Origin of the sequence: Chitinophaga nivalis (assembly GCF_025989125.1) — a bacterium.
Taxonomy (GTDB): Bacteria; Bacteroidota; Bacteroidia; order Chitinophagales; family Chitinophagaceae; genus Chitinophaga; species Chitinophaga nivalis.
The window spans coordinates 5526233-5544078 of the sequence record NZ_JAPDNR010000001.1 but is presented as its reverse complement, the minus strand read 5'-3'; the positions used below and the strand labels follow the sequence as shown (position 1 = coordinate 5544078).

Below are 17846 nucleotides of genomic sequence, written 5' to 3'. Positions count from 1 at the left end.
AACTTTGCTGTCTAATCCGGAAATGATGTACAGGAAAAAAATTATTCTCTTTATTTTATTGATCGCCGCCGTCTTATCGCCACTGGATTTTTACATTGTTAACCTGGCGTTGACGGCCATCCAGCAAGACCTGCACGCCGAACCGGCGTCGCTGCAAATGATCGTTTCATTCTACACGGCTGCCTATGCCGTATTTCAGATTACCGGCGGCCGGCTGGGAGATCTGATGGGGCGCAAGCGGATGTTTCTTTGCGGGCTGTTTGGTTTTATTACTGCTTCTTTGATCTGTGGTTGCGCGCCAGATACCACCGTACTGATTGCCGGCCGGGTGTTGCAGGGCATTGCCGGTGCTATTATGGCGCCACAGGTATTGGCCATCATTCAGGTAGTGTATACCCCGGAGGAAAAGATCCGGGTGATGGGATATTACAGTTTCACTTTCGGCCTGGCTGCCGTATTAGGACAGCTGCTGGGCGGTTTACTGATTGCCATGAATATAGCGGGGCTAGGCTGGAAGGTTATTTTTCTCATTAATGTCCCTATTGGTATCGTGGCGTTGATCGCCGGTCTGAAATACCTGCCGGAACATAAAAGTGAACAGCAGGGACCTATAGATTGGTTGGGTATCTGCCTGTTGTCGGCCTGCCTGTTACTGGTGATATACCCGCTGACCTGTGGATTTGACCTGTACTGGCCTTTGCGTATAAAAGTGATGTTGGGGATGAGTATACCGGTATTGTTGTTGTTTTTCTGGTATGAAAACAGGCTGATGCAGCGTGGCCGCACGCCGCTGATCGATATGCGGATACTCCGCTACCCGCAGCTGGCGGGTGGTATCGGTACGGCTTTTTTATTTTATACCAGCGGTATCTTCTACCTGGCACTGGGGCTTTTCCTGCAAAATGGTTTGCATTGGCAGGCTATGCAGGCCGGCCTGGCGATTATCCCTTTCGGGCTGGGATTCCTGATTTGTTCGCTCGCTGCTGCCAGCATAACCCGTTATATCGGTGACCGCATATTATTGCTGGGTATCAGTTTGTATGCTGCGGGATTTACGTTGATGATCGCTGCATTATGGCAGCCGGCCGGGCAGTCGGGTATCCTGTTTTACGTAGGACTATGGGTGGCTGGTATGGGCATGGGATTTACCCTGTCGTCGATTGTACGTATCAGTTTAAACGGTATTCCGCAGGCATTTATAGGATTGGGTTCCGGGTTGATCAATTTTGCGCTGCAGATAGGATCTGCCCTGGGTGTGGCTTTGATCGGCCAGGTGTTCTTTGATGTGGCAGCCGGAAATAATTATGCCATCGCCTTTCGGGAGACGCTGATGGTAGTGGTGGTGTTGTTATTGCTGGCACTGGTACCGGGGTATCGCCTGGTACGCAAACAGGCGGCTGTCAAAAAGGGACAGGCATAAACTGCGCAGAGCATACCCTTCAGATATTATTTAAAGGTAGCACCAGGAGTGCTCCGGTTTTGCCATAGATGCAACAAACCAATATAGCCCATTACAGCCTGAAATGTCCACATATAAAATCCCCGTTACCTGTGGGGAAGGTAACGGGGATATCGTGGCTGGAATCATTGTTTTACGAATACATACGGGGTTGTTTCCACGTCGTCGGCTACCCGCACAGTGACAGACACTACTTTTCCGTCTTTTACCTGAGCAGGTAACAGCTTCACGCCATACAGGGATGCATTGTAAGTGCAGATGAATTCGTGGTTGCCTACCGGCTCCAGCTGGCCCTGTAAAGTTTTATGATGCTGAAAATGCATGACCAGTCCTGTTTTTTCCAGGGTGATGTGCATGCCGCCATAAACTGGATGTTGGTATGCGCCGGTATAGGCCTGCAATGGTAAGTTGGCGGCAGATTGCGTAGGTTTTTCCTGCCGGCGTTCCTGCAGCAGCTGCGCCTGCCGGGCTTCTCCGGCACTCACCGCCTCTTTGAGTACCCGGCTGTAATTACGGTAGGGTAACCCCAGGAAGGCATCGCGGATTTCATCGCGCAGCGCCACATAAAAGGCATTGTTGTCGGTGTTGGTGAGTATGACGATGCCCAGATTTTCTTCCGGCAGCAAGGTAACGCTGGAAACAAAACCATTCACGCCACCGGTATGGGACACGATTTTACGGCCATCATATTCTTCTATGATCCATCCCAGTCCGTATAGTACAAAATGCCCGGTGTTGTACCGCGGGCCGCCATTGCCCAATACGGCCTGTGGCTGTCGCAGTGCCTGGATAACGGATTCCGGTATGAGTTGCCGGTCGGCTGTTTTGCCATTATTCAGTTGTAACAGTACCCAGCGGCTCATATCATACACGGAGGAGCTGATCGCTCCTGCCGGCGCGAGGTTGTCGATTTTACAATAAGGGATGGTATGTAGTTTTCCGGCGGTGACAGTATGCGCCAATGCTTTGTCGGATAGCCCTTGCAGTTCCTGTACGGTAGTAACGGTATGCGTCATTTGCAGGGGAATGAAAATTTTTTCTTTCAGATAAGCGGCCCACGACTGACCGGTTACTTTCGGAATAATTTCTCCCGCGGTAAGATAGCCGGCATTACAATAGCCCCACTGCCGGAAACCCAGTGCCGGTTTTATTTTAGCGAGGGTTGTTCGTATCTGCTGACTGGTCAGGTCTGAATCGAAGAAAGTGAAATCGCCCTGAAAGGTGTCGAATCCCAGGCGATGGCTGAGGAGGTCGCGGATATTGGCTTCTCTGGCAATGTAAGAATCGTATAAGGTGAAGTCCGGCAGCCAGCGTTGTACCTTATCGTTGAGCGATATTTTCTTTTCTGCCTGCAACAGGGCGAGGGCAGTAGCGGTAAAAGCTTTGGTATTGGAGCCGATCATGAAGGCGGTATGTACACCTACGGGTTGTGCGGAACCGGTGGCCTTCTCGCCATAGCCTTTCATCCATACCACTTTCCCATTTTTGACAATAGCAACGGCAACACCGGGAATCTGCCAGTCGGCCAGCCCACGCGTCACATAATTATCCAGACTATCTTTCACAAAGGAGGGAACAGCATCCTGGGCAAAGGCCAGCTGTGAGGCAAACAGGAATAAGCATACCAGTTTTTTCATGTTGATGGGTTTAACGGTTTGTGGGATCAGCCATTTATCAAGCGCTCCGTCCCGGGGTGGACTGATTTGCTGACTAAGATAAATAAATCAGTGTGCAATCGTGTCTCGGCAACGATTATCTATGCTGTCCCAAAAAAATAAAAATAATTATGGGAGAGATGTCCTGTTTTGAATGATCCGGTCATTATTATATCAAAGGCCGGAGATGCCGACAGGCAATACGGCTCCTAATCTTTATCTTCAATCATCTTTTAAAGAAAAAATCATGAAAGACTTTATCTTGTTATTCCGTCAACCAGACTACGATCACCTTCACCTGTCACCGGAAGCCATGGAGGCCCTGAAACAGCAATGGCAGGACTGGATCGGCGGTATCGCCGCACAGGACAAGCTGGCAGGTAGGGGGCCGCGTTTATCGCAGGAAGGAAAAGTATTAAAAGCAGGTGGTGTTATTACAGACGGCCCCTTTGTGGAAATAAGGGAACGCCTGGGCGGTTTTATAATGATAAAAGCGGCCAGCGAAGAAGAGGCAATTACCCTGGCTCATGGTTGTCCGGCGCTGGCATCCGCCGGCAGCGTGGAAATCAGGGCTATCAGTTAAAGTATTATAACAGACAGGAAGGCATGCTGCGGGGCAGCATGCTTTTTATACTTATATATGAAAGCAGCAGACATCTCTTTAAAACAGTTATTCCAGCAGGAATTTGCCAAAATGGTAGCGGTTATCAGTAACAAGTTCGGCCTGGCACATATTGAAACCGCAGAAGATATTGTAAGTGAAACCTTCCTCACGGCCGCGGAAAACTGGGAAACGAAAGGGATACCGCCCAACCCGGCAGCCTGGTTGTATACTGTAGCCAAACAGAAAACCTTGTACCATTTCAGGAGAAATAAAATCCTGGAACAAAAGGTCATGCCGGCATTGACCGCCCGGCAGGAAAGCACAGAGGAGGCCAACCTGGACTTTTCTCATGAGAATATCAAAGACAGTCAGCTGCAAATGCTCTTTGCGGTGTGTGATCCTGTTATTGCCAGCGAAGCCCAGATCGGATTAGCCTTGCGTATCCTGTGCGGTTTTGGTATAGAAGAAATTGCAGAAGCCTTTTTGTCTAATAAAGAAACCATCAACAAACGTTTATTCCGGGCGAAGGAAAAGCTGCGTACCGCCGGCCTGAAAATGGAATTGCCACCGGCCAGTCAGTTATCGGCCCGTTTGGATAATGTGCTGCATATCATCTACCTGCTTTTCAGTGAAGGGTATTATTCGCAGACGCAAAACGAAATCCTGCGGAAAGACCTTTGCCTGGAAGCCTTACGCCTGGGCCTTATGCTAACGGCTGCGGAACTGACCAATCTGCCTAAAACCAATGCACTCATTGCGCTGATGTGTTTTCATGCTTCCCGCTTTGATGCCCGGGAGGCGGGTGATGGACGGGTGGTACTGTACGAAGAACAAGATGAAACATTATGGGATACAGCCCTGATCAGCCAGGGTATTCATTTCCTGGATTTGTCGGCCCGGGGCAGCGAAGTAAGTTCCTATCACCTGGAGGCCCGTATTGCCTACTGGCATTGTATGAAAGAAGATGCTGCCGAAAAATGGGAGCAGATCCTGCAGCTATATAATCAGCTGCTGCAAATCAATTATTCTCCCAGCGTGGCCCTCAACAGAACCTTTGCCCTGTATAAGGCAAATGGCCGGGAAGCAGCCCTGATAGAAGCAGAAAAGCTAAAGTTGGAACATAATCATTTTTACTTTTTACTGCTGGCAGAATTGTATAAAGAGATAGATCCCGAAAAAGCGCTCCGTCATTTAAAGCAAGCGTATAGCCTGGCGAAAACACAGACCGAACAACAAGGCATCCGGGAAAAAATAGATCGTTTGTCTGCATAACCGGATAACATAATTATCCCGGGTAACTGACCACACCAGCTACCCGGAACGATTACCCGGAGTGGATTACAGCGCCGTGGTACGCTGTATCCAACTGGCCATAAAAGCCATTACTTCCGGTGCCATGGTTTCCGTGATGGTAGCATATTCACTGATCGCGCCTGTTTTTGCCGTCTGGAAGAGATGATTTTTCCCTTCAAAGGCTTTGATAGTAACCTGTTTGTTGCCTCCCTGTCGCAGGGCGCGTTCTATTCTTTTTAACTGCGAAGGCAGTACCTGTACGTCTTTGGTACCGTTAATGGCCAACACCGGACACTTTACCCGGCTGACGATGGCAAACTGGTCCCGTTGGAAATCTGCCCGCCGGGGTTTGGATAGAAATGTCAGGAACTCATCTGATGCAATAGGAACGTGTAAATCCAGGATATCCTGGTCTTTTGCGGAAAGACCAGCCACCGCTTTATCCAGTGTACGCAATACCTGTGGGATCTTCACCCGGGCAATGCTGTCGGAAGGTTGTTGTTGTATAATGTTGAAAACGGCTGCCAGTACCAGTTGGTTTACCTGTACGCCTTTAGGGGATACGCCCTCCAGTGGATAGGCGGCGGCGCAATGCTCATAGTAACAGGTAGCGATAGGTGCTGCACTACCGGCCATCAGTACAATAAAGTTGACATCCGGCGACAGGTTCGCGGCAATCGGAGCAATATCGCCACCCAGGCTATGACCTATTAATCCGATGGCTTTGGGATTTATCTCCTTTCTGGTATGCAGGTAGGCAACGCCCGCTACGGCGTCTGCTGCCAGGTCTTCGTTAGTCGCTGAGTCGAAGTCGCCGGTACTTTCTCCGATACCACGATCATCCACCCGTAATACCGCAATACCGGCCCGGGTGAGGTAATCAGCCAGCACCAGGAATACTTTATGCGTAAAAATATTGGCATCGCGGTCGTTGCCTCCGGAACCGGAAATCAACACCACCGCAGGGAAGCGGCCACCGGTAGCCGGCCAGCTCAGTGTACCCGACAACGTTATACCGGCGGCGGCATGAGGGAACCGGACATTTTCTTCCAGGTAGGGCAGGGGGCCAACCGGCTCCTGAGGCCGGAGGGTTTTAGGCGCGGGTAAAGCAGCCTGCTTCTTTAACTCCAATACAAAACGTTGCTGGTCATTCATGACAATGAAACCCTTCAATAGGGTATCATTCACCAATGCGCCTTCAAAGCGGCAACTCAGGCGGCTGATGACCATCCGTACCTGCTGGTTGTTTTGCAGGATACTGTCTACCGGGATGTTGTAATTTTGCTGATTGGTAACATGCATCACCGCGGTGAGGCTGCCACCCGTCGCCTGGCTGATTTCAAAGGCTACATCCGGTGCATCCGGATGCAGGGTTTGTACAGTGCCGGTCCAGGTACCTGTGAGGGTAGGTATACCGGCAACGGTACGTAGGTGCATACCCGTTACGAAGAGGAATAATAGGAGATAAAAACGACGCATGTTTTTTTTAGGGTAAAACTAGCCGCAAAAAAAACAGGCCATACACCCGATTGACGAACAGGCCTGCTGGTCTTGTATACAGTGGATAGGTATGTGTGAACAACGTTCACATAAAAAAAAGGGGGTTGATCAATTCCCGTTTTTCCTTCTCCCCGGTAATCCTATCTTCACGAAAAAAAATTGAAGCGACACTATTGGGAAACAGGTATGCATGTAGTCATATGGCTCACCGGTTATTTACTCATCGCCTTTTTTGCCAACTATATTGGCACTTTCAGCAATACCTCCCGCAACTTTTTTGCCCCGCTCACTGTGGGTACACTTATTAATGCTGGTTTATTTTATGGCTGCGCGTTGAGTATTATTCCCCGGTATGCCGCCTACAAAAAAATACCGCAACTACTGGGACGTATCGGGCTGTTATATACAGTGGCTACGGCAATTGAATCCATGGCAGACTATTGCTTCGCCACCAGCATTTTTTCTTCGGAAAAAGAAACCTTTACCGAACAAATCTGGATCAATGTAGTCCTGAATGGTATACTCGTATGTGTGGCCGCGGGGTATGGCTTCACCCGGCACTGGTTTCGCCGGGAAGCCCGGCAGCAGCTGCTGGAGCGGGAAGTGCTGATTGCGGAACGGAACTTCCTGAAAGCCCAGGTGAATCCCCATTTCCTCTTCAATAGCCTCAATATGGCCTATGCCAGCGCCTTGCTGCACCGGGACGAACCTACGGCCAACATCATCGATAAACTGAGTCAGCTGATGCGCTACATGTTATACGAAAGCAACGAAGACCGCGTACGGCTGCAGCAGGAAATCCTGTACATGGAAAATTTCATCGACCTCCAGCAACGACGCCTGGCCGATGAGATAGCGGCAGATATCAGCTTTCACCACAGCTACGTATTGCCGGAACATCAGATTGCGCCCCTGTTACTCTTGCCATTCGTGGAGAATGCTTTCAAACACGGGATACAGTTGGATAAAAAATCGTTTATTCGTATCATGCTGGAAGTAGAGGGCGCGCTCCTGTATTTTTCCGTTAAAAACAGCCGGGGGCTGCCCCAGCCGGAAACAACGGTGCGGCACGGCGGCATCGGTTTGGATAATGTACGGAAACGTTTACAGTTGCTGTATCCCGGCGCGCATGTCTTGAATATTCAACAGGATGCCCGCATATTTCAAGTACAGTTAACCATTAATTTAAACGGATGGAATCATGAAATGCATGGTCGTAGATGATGAGCCTTTTGCATTGGCCCTTACCAAACAATATATTGCCCAAACGCCTTCACTGCAATTATGCGGCGACTTTACCAATCCCTATAAAGCCCTGGCGCACCTTCAGGCAACGCCGGTAGATCTCCTGTTGCTGGACATCAATATGCCCGGATTATCCGGATTGCAGCTGCTGGCTTCCCTGCCTGTGGCGCCTATGGTCATCTTCACCACTGCCTATGCCGAATTCGGCGCCGAAAGTTATGAGTATAACGCTATCGACTATCTGCTGAAACCCATCAACTATCCCCGCTTCCTGCGAGCCGTTAATAAAGCTATTGCGGCGGCTACGCCCCGCCTGCAGACAGCGCCGCCTGCTCCAGAAATCATTGTGAAGAGTGGCTCCCGCATCCATAAAATTCCTACCGACACGATTTATTACATCGAAGCCGCCGGCAACTACATGCGTTTTCATACCGCCAGCGCCAAAATCCTCTCCCTCCTCAATATGCAGGAACTCCTGACACTCCTGCCTGCACAGGACTTTATCCGTATCCACAAATCCTATGTGGTGGCGCTGAAACATATTTCGGTATTTGAAAAAAATCAGGTAGAGGTGAATGGTACCGAACTACCGGTGGGCCTGACTTTCCGGCAGCAGTTCCGGGAGCGGATGTGTCAAAAATAAATGAGTGGTGTTTACCCTGCTGCTTCCATCATGAAAAAAAGAGAGCATCGTACTACCGTTCTGGTTATCACGCCAATTCGCGGGGGGAAACAGGTATCAGGAAATACAAACGGGGCTGACACAATATTTGGCTACCTTGTTTTTTCCATGCTGTGATATGGCAGTCATCATAATATTACTACTTTTTTACCTTAACTTATGAGGAATATTGTCCAATTTAGCTAAATTGTTCATAACGGTCATGTTTAAACGAGCAACGATTTACGTAGATGATAAGCAATGGATGCTGTATCTCCGGGGATTGGAATGTCGGGAAATTGGACAGCTATGCATGCACGATAACTACGTATTACATATGCAACGAAGTAATGCCTGTCCCTGTTTTGTTTGTTCATTATAGTCATCTTATCCTGCCTATTTACTCACTTTAAAAATAGCACATGCAATTCAGCAGCATTTCACAGACAGCTCAAGGTATTGAGCATCTACAGGAACAGTATGCCCTGTTCAGCACCCGGGAAAAAATTTCCCTGAGTACCCTTTTCAATGACGGCGATACGAATATCCGGGAGTATTGCCGCACTTACCGGCCCAATGCCGGCAATGACCAGCTTACCGCTGCGGTGAAGTCGTGGAGTGAATCGTATGGTATCTGGCTGAAAAGCGGAGAACATTATTTGACCTGCGCCACCTATCTGTTTCCGGCGGCCGACTTCCGGCGGGGAATAGCTGTGGTGCAGAATTGTGCGGTGGACTATTACCTCAATGAAATCATGGGGCGTGATGTATTCCGGTTATTGCCCCGGGAGCAACAGGTGGAAGCCCGTTTGATCATTGACCGTATGGCCGGACTATCGCCTGCACTCACAGTGATACCGGAGGCGCATGCCGTGGAAAAAGCCAATGCGGAAATGCTGCAGGAAATCCGTGATACATCGCCAGGGGAGTGGTTTGCCGCGTTTTCTAACATGTATGCCTATCACATCGGTGTTACGCATCAGGACTGTAATGCCAGCGGGCTACATTACCTGCCGGATGTGGAGGAGTATATACAGCAACGGCTGCATACCTCGGGTATGCCCCACATTATTCTGCTGATTGAATACTGCGATGGCGCGTTTCTGGACTGGTCCTGGCTGGCCGCGCAGCGGATGGCAGCACAGCTGAAAGACCTGCAACAGGCGGTGGCTATGTTCGGCTGTTTGTCTAACGACTTCTTCTCTTTTGAAAAGGAAGTAATTGATAAAAGTGCCGACTCCAACCTGGTGGCCAGTGTAGCGCTGAACCATCCGGAGCTGTCGTTTGAAGCGGTGCTGGAAAAGGCCGCGGTGATTGTCCGGTTTTACCTGTCGGAATATTTCCGGTTGCGGGAACGGATTATCACGAAAATGCGCCGCCTGGCTGCGACAGCCGATCCCCGTTTGCAGGCGCTGGAAAAACACCTGGTAGGCCTGGAACGCTGCGTGCAGGCCAGTTGGATGTGGCAGGCCTATACGAAACGGTATAAACGTTATGATTCCGTATTCCAGGAAACAGTACTGGATACAGACATTGCTGTTGCCGTATAGCCGTTGGCTTTAGGGCCGGGACATTCCCGTCAGCTGGCCGGTCACGGGTGGTATGAGGGTGTTGAAATGTTTTTTCAGCTCATTGATGGAATAAGGCTTGGTCATGATGGCATCTGCACCGGATGCTTTGATCTGGGTGAGTGTTTCTGTCAGACCTTCTGCCGTGGCGATGATGACGGGAATGTCTTTTGTTCTGGCGTTGGCTTTTAAATGCCGGACGGTTTCAATACCGTCCATTTCCGGCATCACGTTGTCGAGGATGATAATATCCGGCAGGTACCGGGCAGTAGCTGTGAGTACCTCTTTGCCGTTATGGACACTTTTTACTTTACATCCGATGCGTTGCAGTGCCTTTTCCAGGATGCTGGTATTCATCGGATCATCGTCGGCGAGTAAAACATGCAGGGATACATCAAAGAATTCCGTGATAGAGGTATCCGCATCTTCTTCCGGTTGTATGGCTGCCGGATCGCCGGCTACCAGCGGCAGGGTAATGGTGAAGGTGGTAACGGGCCCGTTGCTGTCCAGCCGGATGGTGCCGGACATTTGTTGCAGGGTATTCTGCACAATGAATAATCCCAGGCCGGTTCCTTCAATGTATTGGTGCCCTTTGTGTGTGGTAAAGGCATGAAAGATTTTTTCCTGTAAATCCGGCGGAATGCTGTAGCCGGTATTCGTAACAGCGAGTGTCAGTACACTATCGGTGGCAGTCACTTTCAGCAGGATCGTGGTTTCCCTGAAAGAATATTTCAGGGCATTGCCGAGGAGGTTCGTCACAATTTCCTTTAAGCGGAAAGCATCGGTGATCATCACTTCGGGTACTGCAGGATCTATTTCCGGCTGTATTTTGATAGACCTGGACCGGGCAGCAATATTGTCTACCGCGATGATCTTTTGCAGAAAATCTTTCAGCACTACCGGGCTACGCTGGATATCATCGGGAATACCGGCTTCTATCTGCGACATGCTCAGTACACTATTGACAATATTGGCTGCATTGGAGGCGGCATAGTTGAGCAGTTCCACCAGCGGGGCAATGGTATGAATGGGTTTATCCAGCTGGATGTCTTGTTTCAGCAAACCGGCTATCCATTGCGTTTTGGCGAGGGAGTTCCGAAGTTCATGCGATATTTTCGAGATGAACATCCGTTTGAAATAGTTCGATTTTTCGAGTACTTTATTGCTGTCATTGCTGACCACATAGGTTTTGCTGACCATCAGTATCAGGATCATCACACCGGTAATGGCCAGGGATTGTATCACCAGTGCATCAGAGCTGCTAACGGTGATGACATTTGTATAATAATAACTGGTTTCCAGCAGTACGAGGGTAAGGATGGCAGCGGCCAGACAAATTTTCCGCAGATAGGTTTCCTTGAAGATCAGATAAATGATAGAGATCAGGAAGAGTACCATAAACTGCAGTTGCAGCATGGCGCCCATGAGCGTACCAAAATAGACTACTGCTGCGCACTGCAGGAAAAAAAGGGTGAGCGCTGCCGTTTTATACCACTTTTTATAGTTGAGAAAAAGCACCATGTTGTTGACCAGGAACTCTATCACAATAGCTATCAGGATAGATGTTTTGGGCGTAAGAAAATATACCACCGGTGCAATAATGAGGATGCAGACGCTGATGACCACACATATTTTATTGACAAAGGTGATTCTGGTAATCATTTCTTCATCTTCCAGGGAGGCCGTACCTGTTTTTATCATGTTGGGAAAAAGTGTAACAATACTGTGTAAAAGCATAGGAGTTGCAGGAACTAAAAAATGAGATTACAAAAATGCTGAATAATCGTATCAGGGTTCATGATCAGGTGTCTTCCCAAAAATAAAGCGGCGCGTTACTAATCAGTTGTTGGCAATAGTTTCAGTTGTACCCGGCTAATATACTATTTTTTGTGTTCAAAACCGGTAATAAAAAGCAGTGCTACCGTCGTATTACTACACTATTTTGTATTTGCCGCCGATGACCTCGATGCGTCTGATATCGTTGCTGTCGGGTTGATATATATCCGGGATCAGGCGCACGGTTTTTTGGTTCGTGAATTATCCGGGCCGCTTCCATAAGCGTGAATTTCCGGACAAGGAAAGGACACCTATAGATCCATCTCTGTTTGTACATTATTCCTGATCAATCCCGATATCATCATCATAAATAAATAGAAAGATTGATCTCATAATGTTGATGATCGTCCTGAACGAACAGGTGGTATTTTTCTTTATAAATCAGTTGCAGCCGCCTTCGCAGGTCTTCCATGCCAACATCTGCAGGAGGGGTATGCGGAACGATTGTTTTTTCATGGCTGATAAACAGCTGTAGCAAAGCGATACAGGGATCGTAATTCAGTTTTATCACCAGCGATTTGCTGTGTAGCAGCTCTCTGTGTTTAAAAGCATTTTCTACCAGGGTTATCAGTATAAAAGGATTAATCTTCACATGCGTATAATCATCTTCCGCAATGAAAGTAACTTTCAGCTCCTGGTTAAAACGTAGCTGATGGATGCGGATGACATTATTGATCTGTTCTATTTCCTTATACAGCGGAATACGTTTCAGCTCATTGCCTTCATTGTTGATAATGTAACGCATGATATCAGCGAGGTTCAGGATACCATCTGCCAGTTCTGCGGAAAGATTGAGCGCCCGGGCATAAAAAAAATTCAATACATTATAGAGGAAGTGCGGATTGATCTGTGCTTTGAGATAGGCATATTCAGCGGCCATATTTTCATTGACCAGCAGCGATTTTTCCCGCTCTCTGGCGAGCGTGGTTTTAACAAACCAATAGCCGAATCCCCATAAGGTATATTGGTACCACCACCAGCTATTCATCAGATACAATGACGGCAGGCTATCCGACATCGCCGGCAATCCGAACAACGGTAATATTTTGAGGTACAGGATTAGTTTAATGCCGAAAGAGAAAAATGATAACAGTATTACAGCAAGTGCGAAAGCGCGATAACGTTTACGGGCAAAAAATACCGGTAGTGTGTAATTCGTATTGCAATAGAAGATGAGGGCCGCTACCAGGTACTGGCCAATACTATCCTGTATATAGGCATGACCGTTATGCCGGCTGAAAGTAATAAAATGATTCAACAAAGTATAGCATACCCAAAACAGGATATGGTAGCCGATCTTTTTTTGTTTGGAAGAGATAGAATAAGCAGAATTCATTTGGTCGTTGATGAAATGAATGAATACACAGCAGGGTAATCCTGACTGGGATTGCTGGCAGGTGTATTTCGGTATAGATTAGCAGAAGGCCTCCGTACATCAGCAGTGGTGCCTGGCACTGATAAATAGGTACTTTCCGGGATGTGCGCTGGCCAGGTGAAGGTCGTTTTTCAATTACTGGGCCAGGCAGGTAACAATAAAATGACGTATAAGCCTGATATTGGATCTGTCTTTTTGTTGTAGTGCATGGTGTGCAGACGATTGGTAGCAGACATATGAGACAAATATACAGCACCTGGTTGTTCCCGGAGAAACTGATGGACGAAATCAGCTACGGTAGGTATGAATATCCGGATCGTACCTACCAAATCCTAAAACAAGGCCGGCCGAAGGGAGTATTATCTTGCCCGTTATAGGGTAAAAGAAGGATATCCGGAGGCATCATATATGGATATTAGGGGCTTTCGCACCGCGCAAGTCCGGTTTGGTCAATTAATCGTGTTCCACTGCGATAATTAATGATAGTTTTGTTTAAACGATCAACGGACAGTAGTAAATGTGAATGCTGTATATAAGTTCTTATTATCCCTGTATCCATTAAGAACGATAGTTTTTGTACGGCTGATTGTAAAGCGGATGACTACAGGCAGCCGGTTTACCGTTGCCTGTAATGTAACGGTCGCTATTCCGGCGCGTCTGCATGGTGCGCGCCGACTCCTTCCGCCAAAGGAGAGGTATCCCTTATAGGCTGTTTGCTGATAAGGATGCCCCTGTTCCGCCTTGTCAGCACCTTAAGCCCGGGAATTCCCGGGCTGGGGATGGCGGGCTGCTATGACGTTGCCTGATCTTGTCCGTTTACCCCTATAAAACAGCTGGGATGAAATACTTTAGAATCGTGGATATCCTCCGCGTTATGTCAGCGGGAGTATTGCTGGAGCTACGCTTTCACATCAGCCTTGCAGATACCCGACATGCTTTCACACTGGCCATCCGTGACGATCATGAAACCCTTTCATTTACCCGCACTTCCTCCTGGACTTCCTCTTTTACGGGGGAGTGTTACGACGTGGTATCTATAGACCGTCAGCAGGATGCATTGGGCAGATTGATCGGCAATGAAATCCGGCATACCCGTTATGGTATTGGCCGGTGCGGGAATACCGGCAGAGAAGGACTTTGTTTTTTCCGGTTGCAGACAGACAGGCATGCATGGCTATGTTTTAATAACGGCCGGGAAGTAGATTATTCTTTTGAACGTCCAGACCAGGTTACTACACATGCCGTATATACTATTGAATGGCTATGATAATAACTGTAACGGCTAAAGGTATATACCGTCAAAAATGGCCGGACTGGCAACTTATCCAGTTGTAGATGCGGCAGATATCCGTATTATTATAGAACAGCTGGAATCTTTAACAAACGGATATGTTAGCGTAATCATACGGACATGCAAACAGAAGGGGTTATTTCTTTTAACAAACATTAAGCATTTTTTGGTGACAGTTCCAGACTACTGGCATTTTGATTGCATGTTTTCACGGACAAAAATTATTGATGGTATAACCGGAAGTAAGGCTATATTTTTCTTCAACGTGAAATGAATTGGTATATGGATCAGTTTCTGACAAAAACAGGGGAACGAAAAAAACATCCGGCGGTGCTGGTAGTAGGGGATCTGATACTGGACGTGTGCATGAAAGGCAATAACGGCGCCAGGGTATCATCGGCTGTTATACCTGCCGTAGAGGTGGATGAAGTAGCATATATACCGGGTGGGGCCGCGTTTACAGCCGTTTGTCTGGCGCGTGCAGGCGCCAACGTTACACTACTGGGTGCGGGTGGCAACGATCCCGAAAAAGAACGACTTGTTTTATTATTGCAGCAGGAGGGGGTGGCGCCTGTTATCATTACTTCGCCGGAAAGCCGTACCTGCAGCCGGACTTATATCATGGCCGGGGAGCAGCTGATAGCGCGGTATGATACGGGTACAGCAACCGCAATGGGGGCAGCTGCAGCGCAGCACCTGCAGGAAATACTGGCTTCTTTTTTTTCGGCCTATGATGTGGTGGTATTGGCAGATTATAATAAAGGGGTATTGACAACAGGCGTGATTGATTGTCTGGAACAATTGAAAAAACAATATCCGGTTTTACTGGTGGCAGAAACGGGTCGGCCAGATCGTTACCGTTCCCTGCAGCCGGTGCTGGTAAAAACAAGTGCCGTGGAAGTAGCGCCGTTGTTGCTGCCCAACCGGCACAGGGAGGAAGATATCCGTACCTGGGAGGTAGCAGGAAAGACCGTATATGCGTTAACGGGAGCTGATATTACTACCATCAACAGTAGTAAAGGAGATGCCATGGTATATGCAAAAGATGAATTGTTGGGATATTACGCAGCCAGCGGTCCTGTGCGGCCGAAATTACCAGGCGCCGGTGACCCTTATCTATGTACTTTTCTGATGACCCTGTTGCAGGGAAGCCCTGCGCAGGCAGCCGCAGTAGCGGCGGCCAGTCATGGCAGCGCGGATAGTGGAATACCTGCCGGTGCTGTTACGGCTACCGGTCAACACCCACATATGGTGGGTATATGGACGAATTAAATAAACAGGTAATTCCCGGAAGGCGCCAGTGAAGGGCCTTCCGGAATATACCACGTCGGAGGGATAATATTAGTTGCTATCATGCACACACAGCAACTGCTTGGCTGTGATCCGTGTTTCCTCCGGATAGCCGAAAGCGTTATTGATATAAAAGACATCATCTATCGTACGTTTTACGTTTACATGACTGTGCCCGTAAATATGTATGATGGGATTTACTTTTCTGATTTGTGCTTCCAGACCATTACTGCCCAGGAACGGATAAATAATACGCCGGTCTGCTGGTATATAGTCCGGCATCAGGTCTATCCTGGGAAGAAAATGAGAAAACGTGATGGTAGGAATACCTGGTCTGTGTAAGGCCAGGTTGGTTTCATTCAGCGCGAGAAAGTGTTGGGTGATGCCTGCTACGCTGTTGAAGCCTGCCCAGTTACAGGCATAGAAATCCTGCCAGCTTTGTATGGCAATTTCGGTAGGTTGACCAAATGAATAATCATACCATCCCAGCAAAGGAATGATGGTGACGTTGTCGAGATATAACGTAGAGGTATGTACGCCATAAACTGCCGCCATCCGGCGGATCTGGTCAAACTTCTGCAATGATGTCAGCTGCCGGTTGCCGGCAATCCAGAGGTCATGGTTACCCGGAACAAAAATAACTTCCTTGAAAATTTTCTTGAGATGATAGAAAGCAGTTTCTATTAATTTCATTTCATGAGAAATATCTCCGCCCAGTATCAGGGTATCCTGCTGATAATCCAACCTGGACAACCCCTGTAGCCATTTTAGATTTTCGCTGTAATCGATGTGCAGATCCGAAAGTGCCTGAATGCTCATATTGATGGTTTAGTGCGCGTATCCTTATTTTTTCTTTCCGGGAGCCAGCAGGCCGTTTTTGAGTAACAGGGCAAAGCCGGCAGCTGCCTGTTGAATATCTTCTTCCGGCAGGGAAAATGCTTTTTTCTTCCGTCTGACATTTTTCCGGGAATCCATTTTATAAACGAATGCCAGATAGTTGTACAGGTTTTGTTGTACCTGTAATACCTGGAAGGCCATCAGGGTGGCAGGAATATCTTTCCGGATATGTCCCAGTTTAATCTGCTCTTCGATAGCCGGAATGAGGGGTTTCATCATACTGGCTGTCAGGTATTCCTGGATGTTGCCCAGCTCGTCGCTGTTTTTTTCCTGTGCCACATTGTGGAGGAAACTGCTGAAGCCAGGGTAGGCGAGGTCAAACCTGATTTCCGCTTTGAAGCGTTCCGTGAGTAGGGCAAAGAAGTCTTTGGCCGGGGGCTGCAGCCATTCTTTTTCTTTTTCCAGCCGGAAGTCGACGACGTAGCTCAGTAGATAACGATACAAGTGCTCTTTGTTTTTGAAGTACCGGTAGAAACTACCTTTGGCAAGGGCCAGCTTTTGTACAATGGCAGACAGGGATGCGCTCTCATACTCTTTCAGGGCAAATTCTTCCACAGCGGTGTTAATGATTTGCTGTTGGCGTTTGTGTGGCAGATTGAGGAACGTTTGCGTTGCAAACATGTGATTTGGGTTTAAGTAGGCGTTTGTAAATTTTTTATCGGACAATTTTACAAAAGGAAATAAGGTTGTCGCTATTTTATTTGCTTTTTGTAATCAATTTTAAGCGTACGGGCTAAGTGTACAGTAGTTAAAAATAATACTTTCTTGTTTATTTTGTACAGATTATAAAGATATTATCACAGAAGATACCTGTGAGCTGGATAGGTGACCATCCGGTCGCTATGGCGTAAAATGCCCCTGCATCGCTGTATCAGCAAGATTTTACCATTATCCGGATGCCGCCGGAAAAAAAATAATGGGCCTTTACTTTTTTTCGGATGTTTTATTGTTTAAGTGATATACAGGCCGGCTGAAAAGCCGGTTTAGCGGTATGTAAGACAGCAATCACCGGCCGGATCCGGGTAAGCCGGGCTTCCTGTCACCCGGATAACGGCCTATTCCCGGGCCTGGCATAAAAATTCGTATAGGCTTGCAGGGTGGAAGCCGATAACAAAGATTAACCATTTGAAAGATAACAGGGGCGAAGATTACCCGCCAGCTACGGGAATAAA

The 17846-nt window shown here is 48.0% G+C and carries 14 protein-coding genes; 8 read left to right on the top strand and 6 right to left on the bottom strand.

Annotated elements, in window-relative coordinates; translation table 11 throughout:
• Positions 1-25: 25 nt before the first annotated feature.
• Entirely contained in the window at positions 26-1420 is a 1395-nt protein-coding gene (locus OL444_RS21420) for an MFS transporter (protein WP_264729810.1), read from the top strand.
• A gap of 164 nt (positions 1421-1584) precedes the next feature.
• Here OL444_RS21420 and OL444_RS21415 read toward each other — a convergent pair whose 3' ends face one another.
• Positions 1585-3096, bottom strand: coding sequence for a serine hydrolase (locus OL444_RS21415; protein ID WP_264729812.1), 1512 nt, complete (start codon positions 3094-3096; stop codon positions 1585-1587).
• Between the two features lie 265 nt (positions 3097-3361).
• Between OL444_RS21415 and OL444_RS21410 the strand changes: the two genes are divergently transcribed.
• Complete coding sequence (locus tag OL444_RS21410) at positions 3362-3697, top strand: YciI family protein (RefSeq protein WP_264729814.1); 336 nt, start codon at positions 3362-3364, stop codon at positions 3695-3697.
• Between the two features lie 57 nt (positions 3698-3754).
• A complete protein-coding gene (locus OL444_RS21405) occupies positions 3755-4990 on the top strand; it encodes an RNA polymerase sigma factor (RefSeq protein WP_264729816.1) in 1236 nt (411 codons plus the stop codon).
• Positions 4991-5056: 66 nt separating this feature from the next.
• On the opposite strand, the gene OL444_RS21400 is transcribed toward OL444_RS21405, so the two are convergent.
• The gene (locus OL444_RS21400) at positions 5057-6490 is read right to left on the bottom strand and encodes an alpha/beta hydrolase family protein (protein WP_264729817.1); all 1434 of its coding nucleotides are present in this window, start codon (positions 6488-6490) and stop codon (positions 5057-5059) included.
• 180 nt (positions 6491-6670) lie between these two features.
• Between OL444_RS21400 and OL444_RS21395 the strand changes: the two genes are divergently transcribed.
• The 3 genes from OL444_RS21395 to OL444_RS21385 all read left to right on the top strand — a co-directional run bounded on the left by OL444_RS21395 (position 6671) and on the right by OL444_RS21385 (position 9967).
• The gene (locus OL444_RS21395) at positions 6671-7735 is read left to right on the top strand and encodes a sensor histidine kinase (protein WP_264729818.1); all 1065 of its coding nucleotides are present in this window, start codon (positions 6671-6673) and stop codon (positions 7733-7735) included.
• Positions 7713-8399 carry a LytR/AlgR family response regulator transcription factor gene (locus tag OL444_RS21390; protein ID WP_264729820.1) on the top strand — a complete coding sequence of 229 codons (687 nt, stop codon included), beginning with the start codon at positions 7713-7715 and terminating at the stop codon, positions 8397-8399. The genes OL444_RS21395 and OL444_RS21390 overlap by 23 nt, the downstream gene beginning before the upstream one ends.
• Before the next feature lie 440 nt (positions 8400-8839).
• On the top strand, positions 8840-9967 hold the full coding sequence (locus OL444_RS21385; protein ID WP_264729822.1) for a terpene synthase family protein: 1128 nt from the start codon (positions 8840-8842) through the stop codon (positions 9965-9967).
• Positions 9968-9976: 9 nt separating this feature from the next.
• On the opposite strand, the gene OL444_RS21380 is transcribed toward OL444_RS21385, so the two are convergent.
• Both OL444_RS21380 and OL444_RS21375 read right to left on the bottom strand, forming a co-directional pair.
• On the bottom strand, positions 9977-11686 hold the full coding sequence (locus OL444_RS21380) for a hybrid sensor histidine kinase/response regulator (RefSeq protein ID WP_264729824.1): 1710 nt from the start codon (positions 11684-11686) through the stop codon (positions 9977-9979).
• A 439-nt stretch (positions 11687-12125) separates the two neighbouring features.
• Entirely contained in the window at positions 12126-13157 is a 1032-nt protein-coding gene (locus OL444_RS21375) for a sensor histidine kinase (RefSeq protein WP_264729826.1), read from the bottom strand.
• Positions 13158-14034: 877 nt separating this feature from the next.
• On the opposite strand from OL444_RS21375, the gene OL444_RS21370 reads away from it, so the two are divergent.
• Positions 14035-14463, top strand: a complete 429-nt coding sequence (locus OL444_RS21370; protein WP_264729827.1) for a hypothetical protein — start codon at positions 14035-14037, stop codon at positions 14461-14463.
• Between the two features lie 306 nt (positions 14464-14769).
• A complete protein-coding gene (locus tag OL444_RS21365) occupies positions 14770-15759 on the top strand; it encodes a PfkB family carbohydrate kinase (protein WP_264729830.1) in 990 nt (329 codons plus the stop codon).
• A 69-nt stretch (positions 15760-15828) separates the two neighbouring features.
• On the opposite strand, the gene OL444_RS21360 is transcribed toward OL444_RS21365, so the two are convergent.
• Both OL444_RS21360 and OL444_RS21355 read right to left on the bottom strand, forming a co-directional pair.
• Entirely contained in the window at positions 15829-16596 is a 768-nt protein-coding gene (locus OL444_RS21360; protein WP_264729832.1) for a metallophosphoesterase family protein, read from the bottom strand.
• 24 nt (positions 16597-16620) lie between these two features.
• Positions 16621-17295 carry a TetR/AcrR family transcriptional regulator gene (locus tag OL444_RS21355; protein ID WP_264729834.1) on the bottom strand — a complete coding sequence of 225 codons (675 nt, stop codon included), beginning with the start codon at positions 17293-17295 and terminating at the stop codon, positions 16621-16623.
• Positions 17296-17846: the final 551 nt, after the last annotated feature.

Excerpts from the sequence above, each read along its gene's own strand:
- OL444_RS21420 (WP_264729810.1), top strand. The coding sequence starts at position 26 with ATGTACAGGAAAAAAATTATTCTCTTTATTTTATTGATCGCCGCCGTC.
- OL444_RS21385 (WP_264729822.1), top strand. The coding sequence starts at position 8,840 with ATGCAATTCAGCAGCATTTCACAGACAGCTCAAGGTATTGAGCATCTA.
- OL444_RS21415 (WP_264729812.1), bottom strand. The coding sequence starts at position 3,096 with ATGAAAAAACTGGTATGCTTATTCCTGTTTGCCTCACAGCTGGCCTTT.
- OL444_RS21365 (WP_264729830.1), top strand. The coding sequence starts at position 14,770 with ATGGATCAGTTTCTGACAAAAACAGGGGAACGAAAAAAACATCCGGCG.
- OL444_RS21400 (WP_264729817.1), bottom strand. The coding sequence starts at position 6,490 with ATGCGTCGTTTTTATCTCCTATTATTCCTCTTCGTAACGGGTATGCAC.
- OL444_RS21355 (WP_264729834.1), bottom strand. The coding sequence starts at position 17,295 with ATGTTTGCAACGCAAACGTTCCTCAATCTGCCACACAAACGCCAACAG.
- OL444_RS21375 (WP_264729826.1), bottom strand. The coding sequence starts at position 13,157 with ATGAATTCTGCTTATTCTATCTCTTCCAAACAAAAAAAGATCGGCTAC.
- OL444_RS21390 (WP_264729820.1), top strand. The coding sequence starts at position 7,713 with ATGAAATGCATGGTCGTAGATGATGAGCCTTTTGCATTGGCCCTTACC.
- OL444_RS21370 (WP_264729827.1), top strand. The coding sequence starts at position 14,035 with ATGAAATACTTTAGAATCGTGGATATCCTCCGCGTTATGTCAGCGGGA.
- OL444_RS21360 (WP_264729832.1), bottom strand. The coding sequence starts at position 16,596 with ATGAGCATTCAGGCACTTTCGGATCTGCACATCGATTACAGCGAAAAT.
- OL444_RS21410 (WP_264729814.1), top strand. The coding sequence starts at position 3,362 with ATGAAAGACTTTATCTTGTTATTCCGTCAACCAGACTACGATCACCTT.
- OL444_RS21405 (WP_264729816.1), top strand. The coding sequence starts at position 3,755 with ATGAAAGCAGCAGACATCTCTTTAAAACAGTTATTCCAGCAGGAATTT.
- OL444_RS21380 (WP_264729824.1), bottom strand. The coding sequence starts at position 11,686 with ATGATAAAAACAGGTACGGCCTCCCTGGAAGATGAAGAAATGATTACC.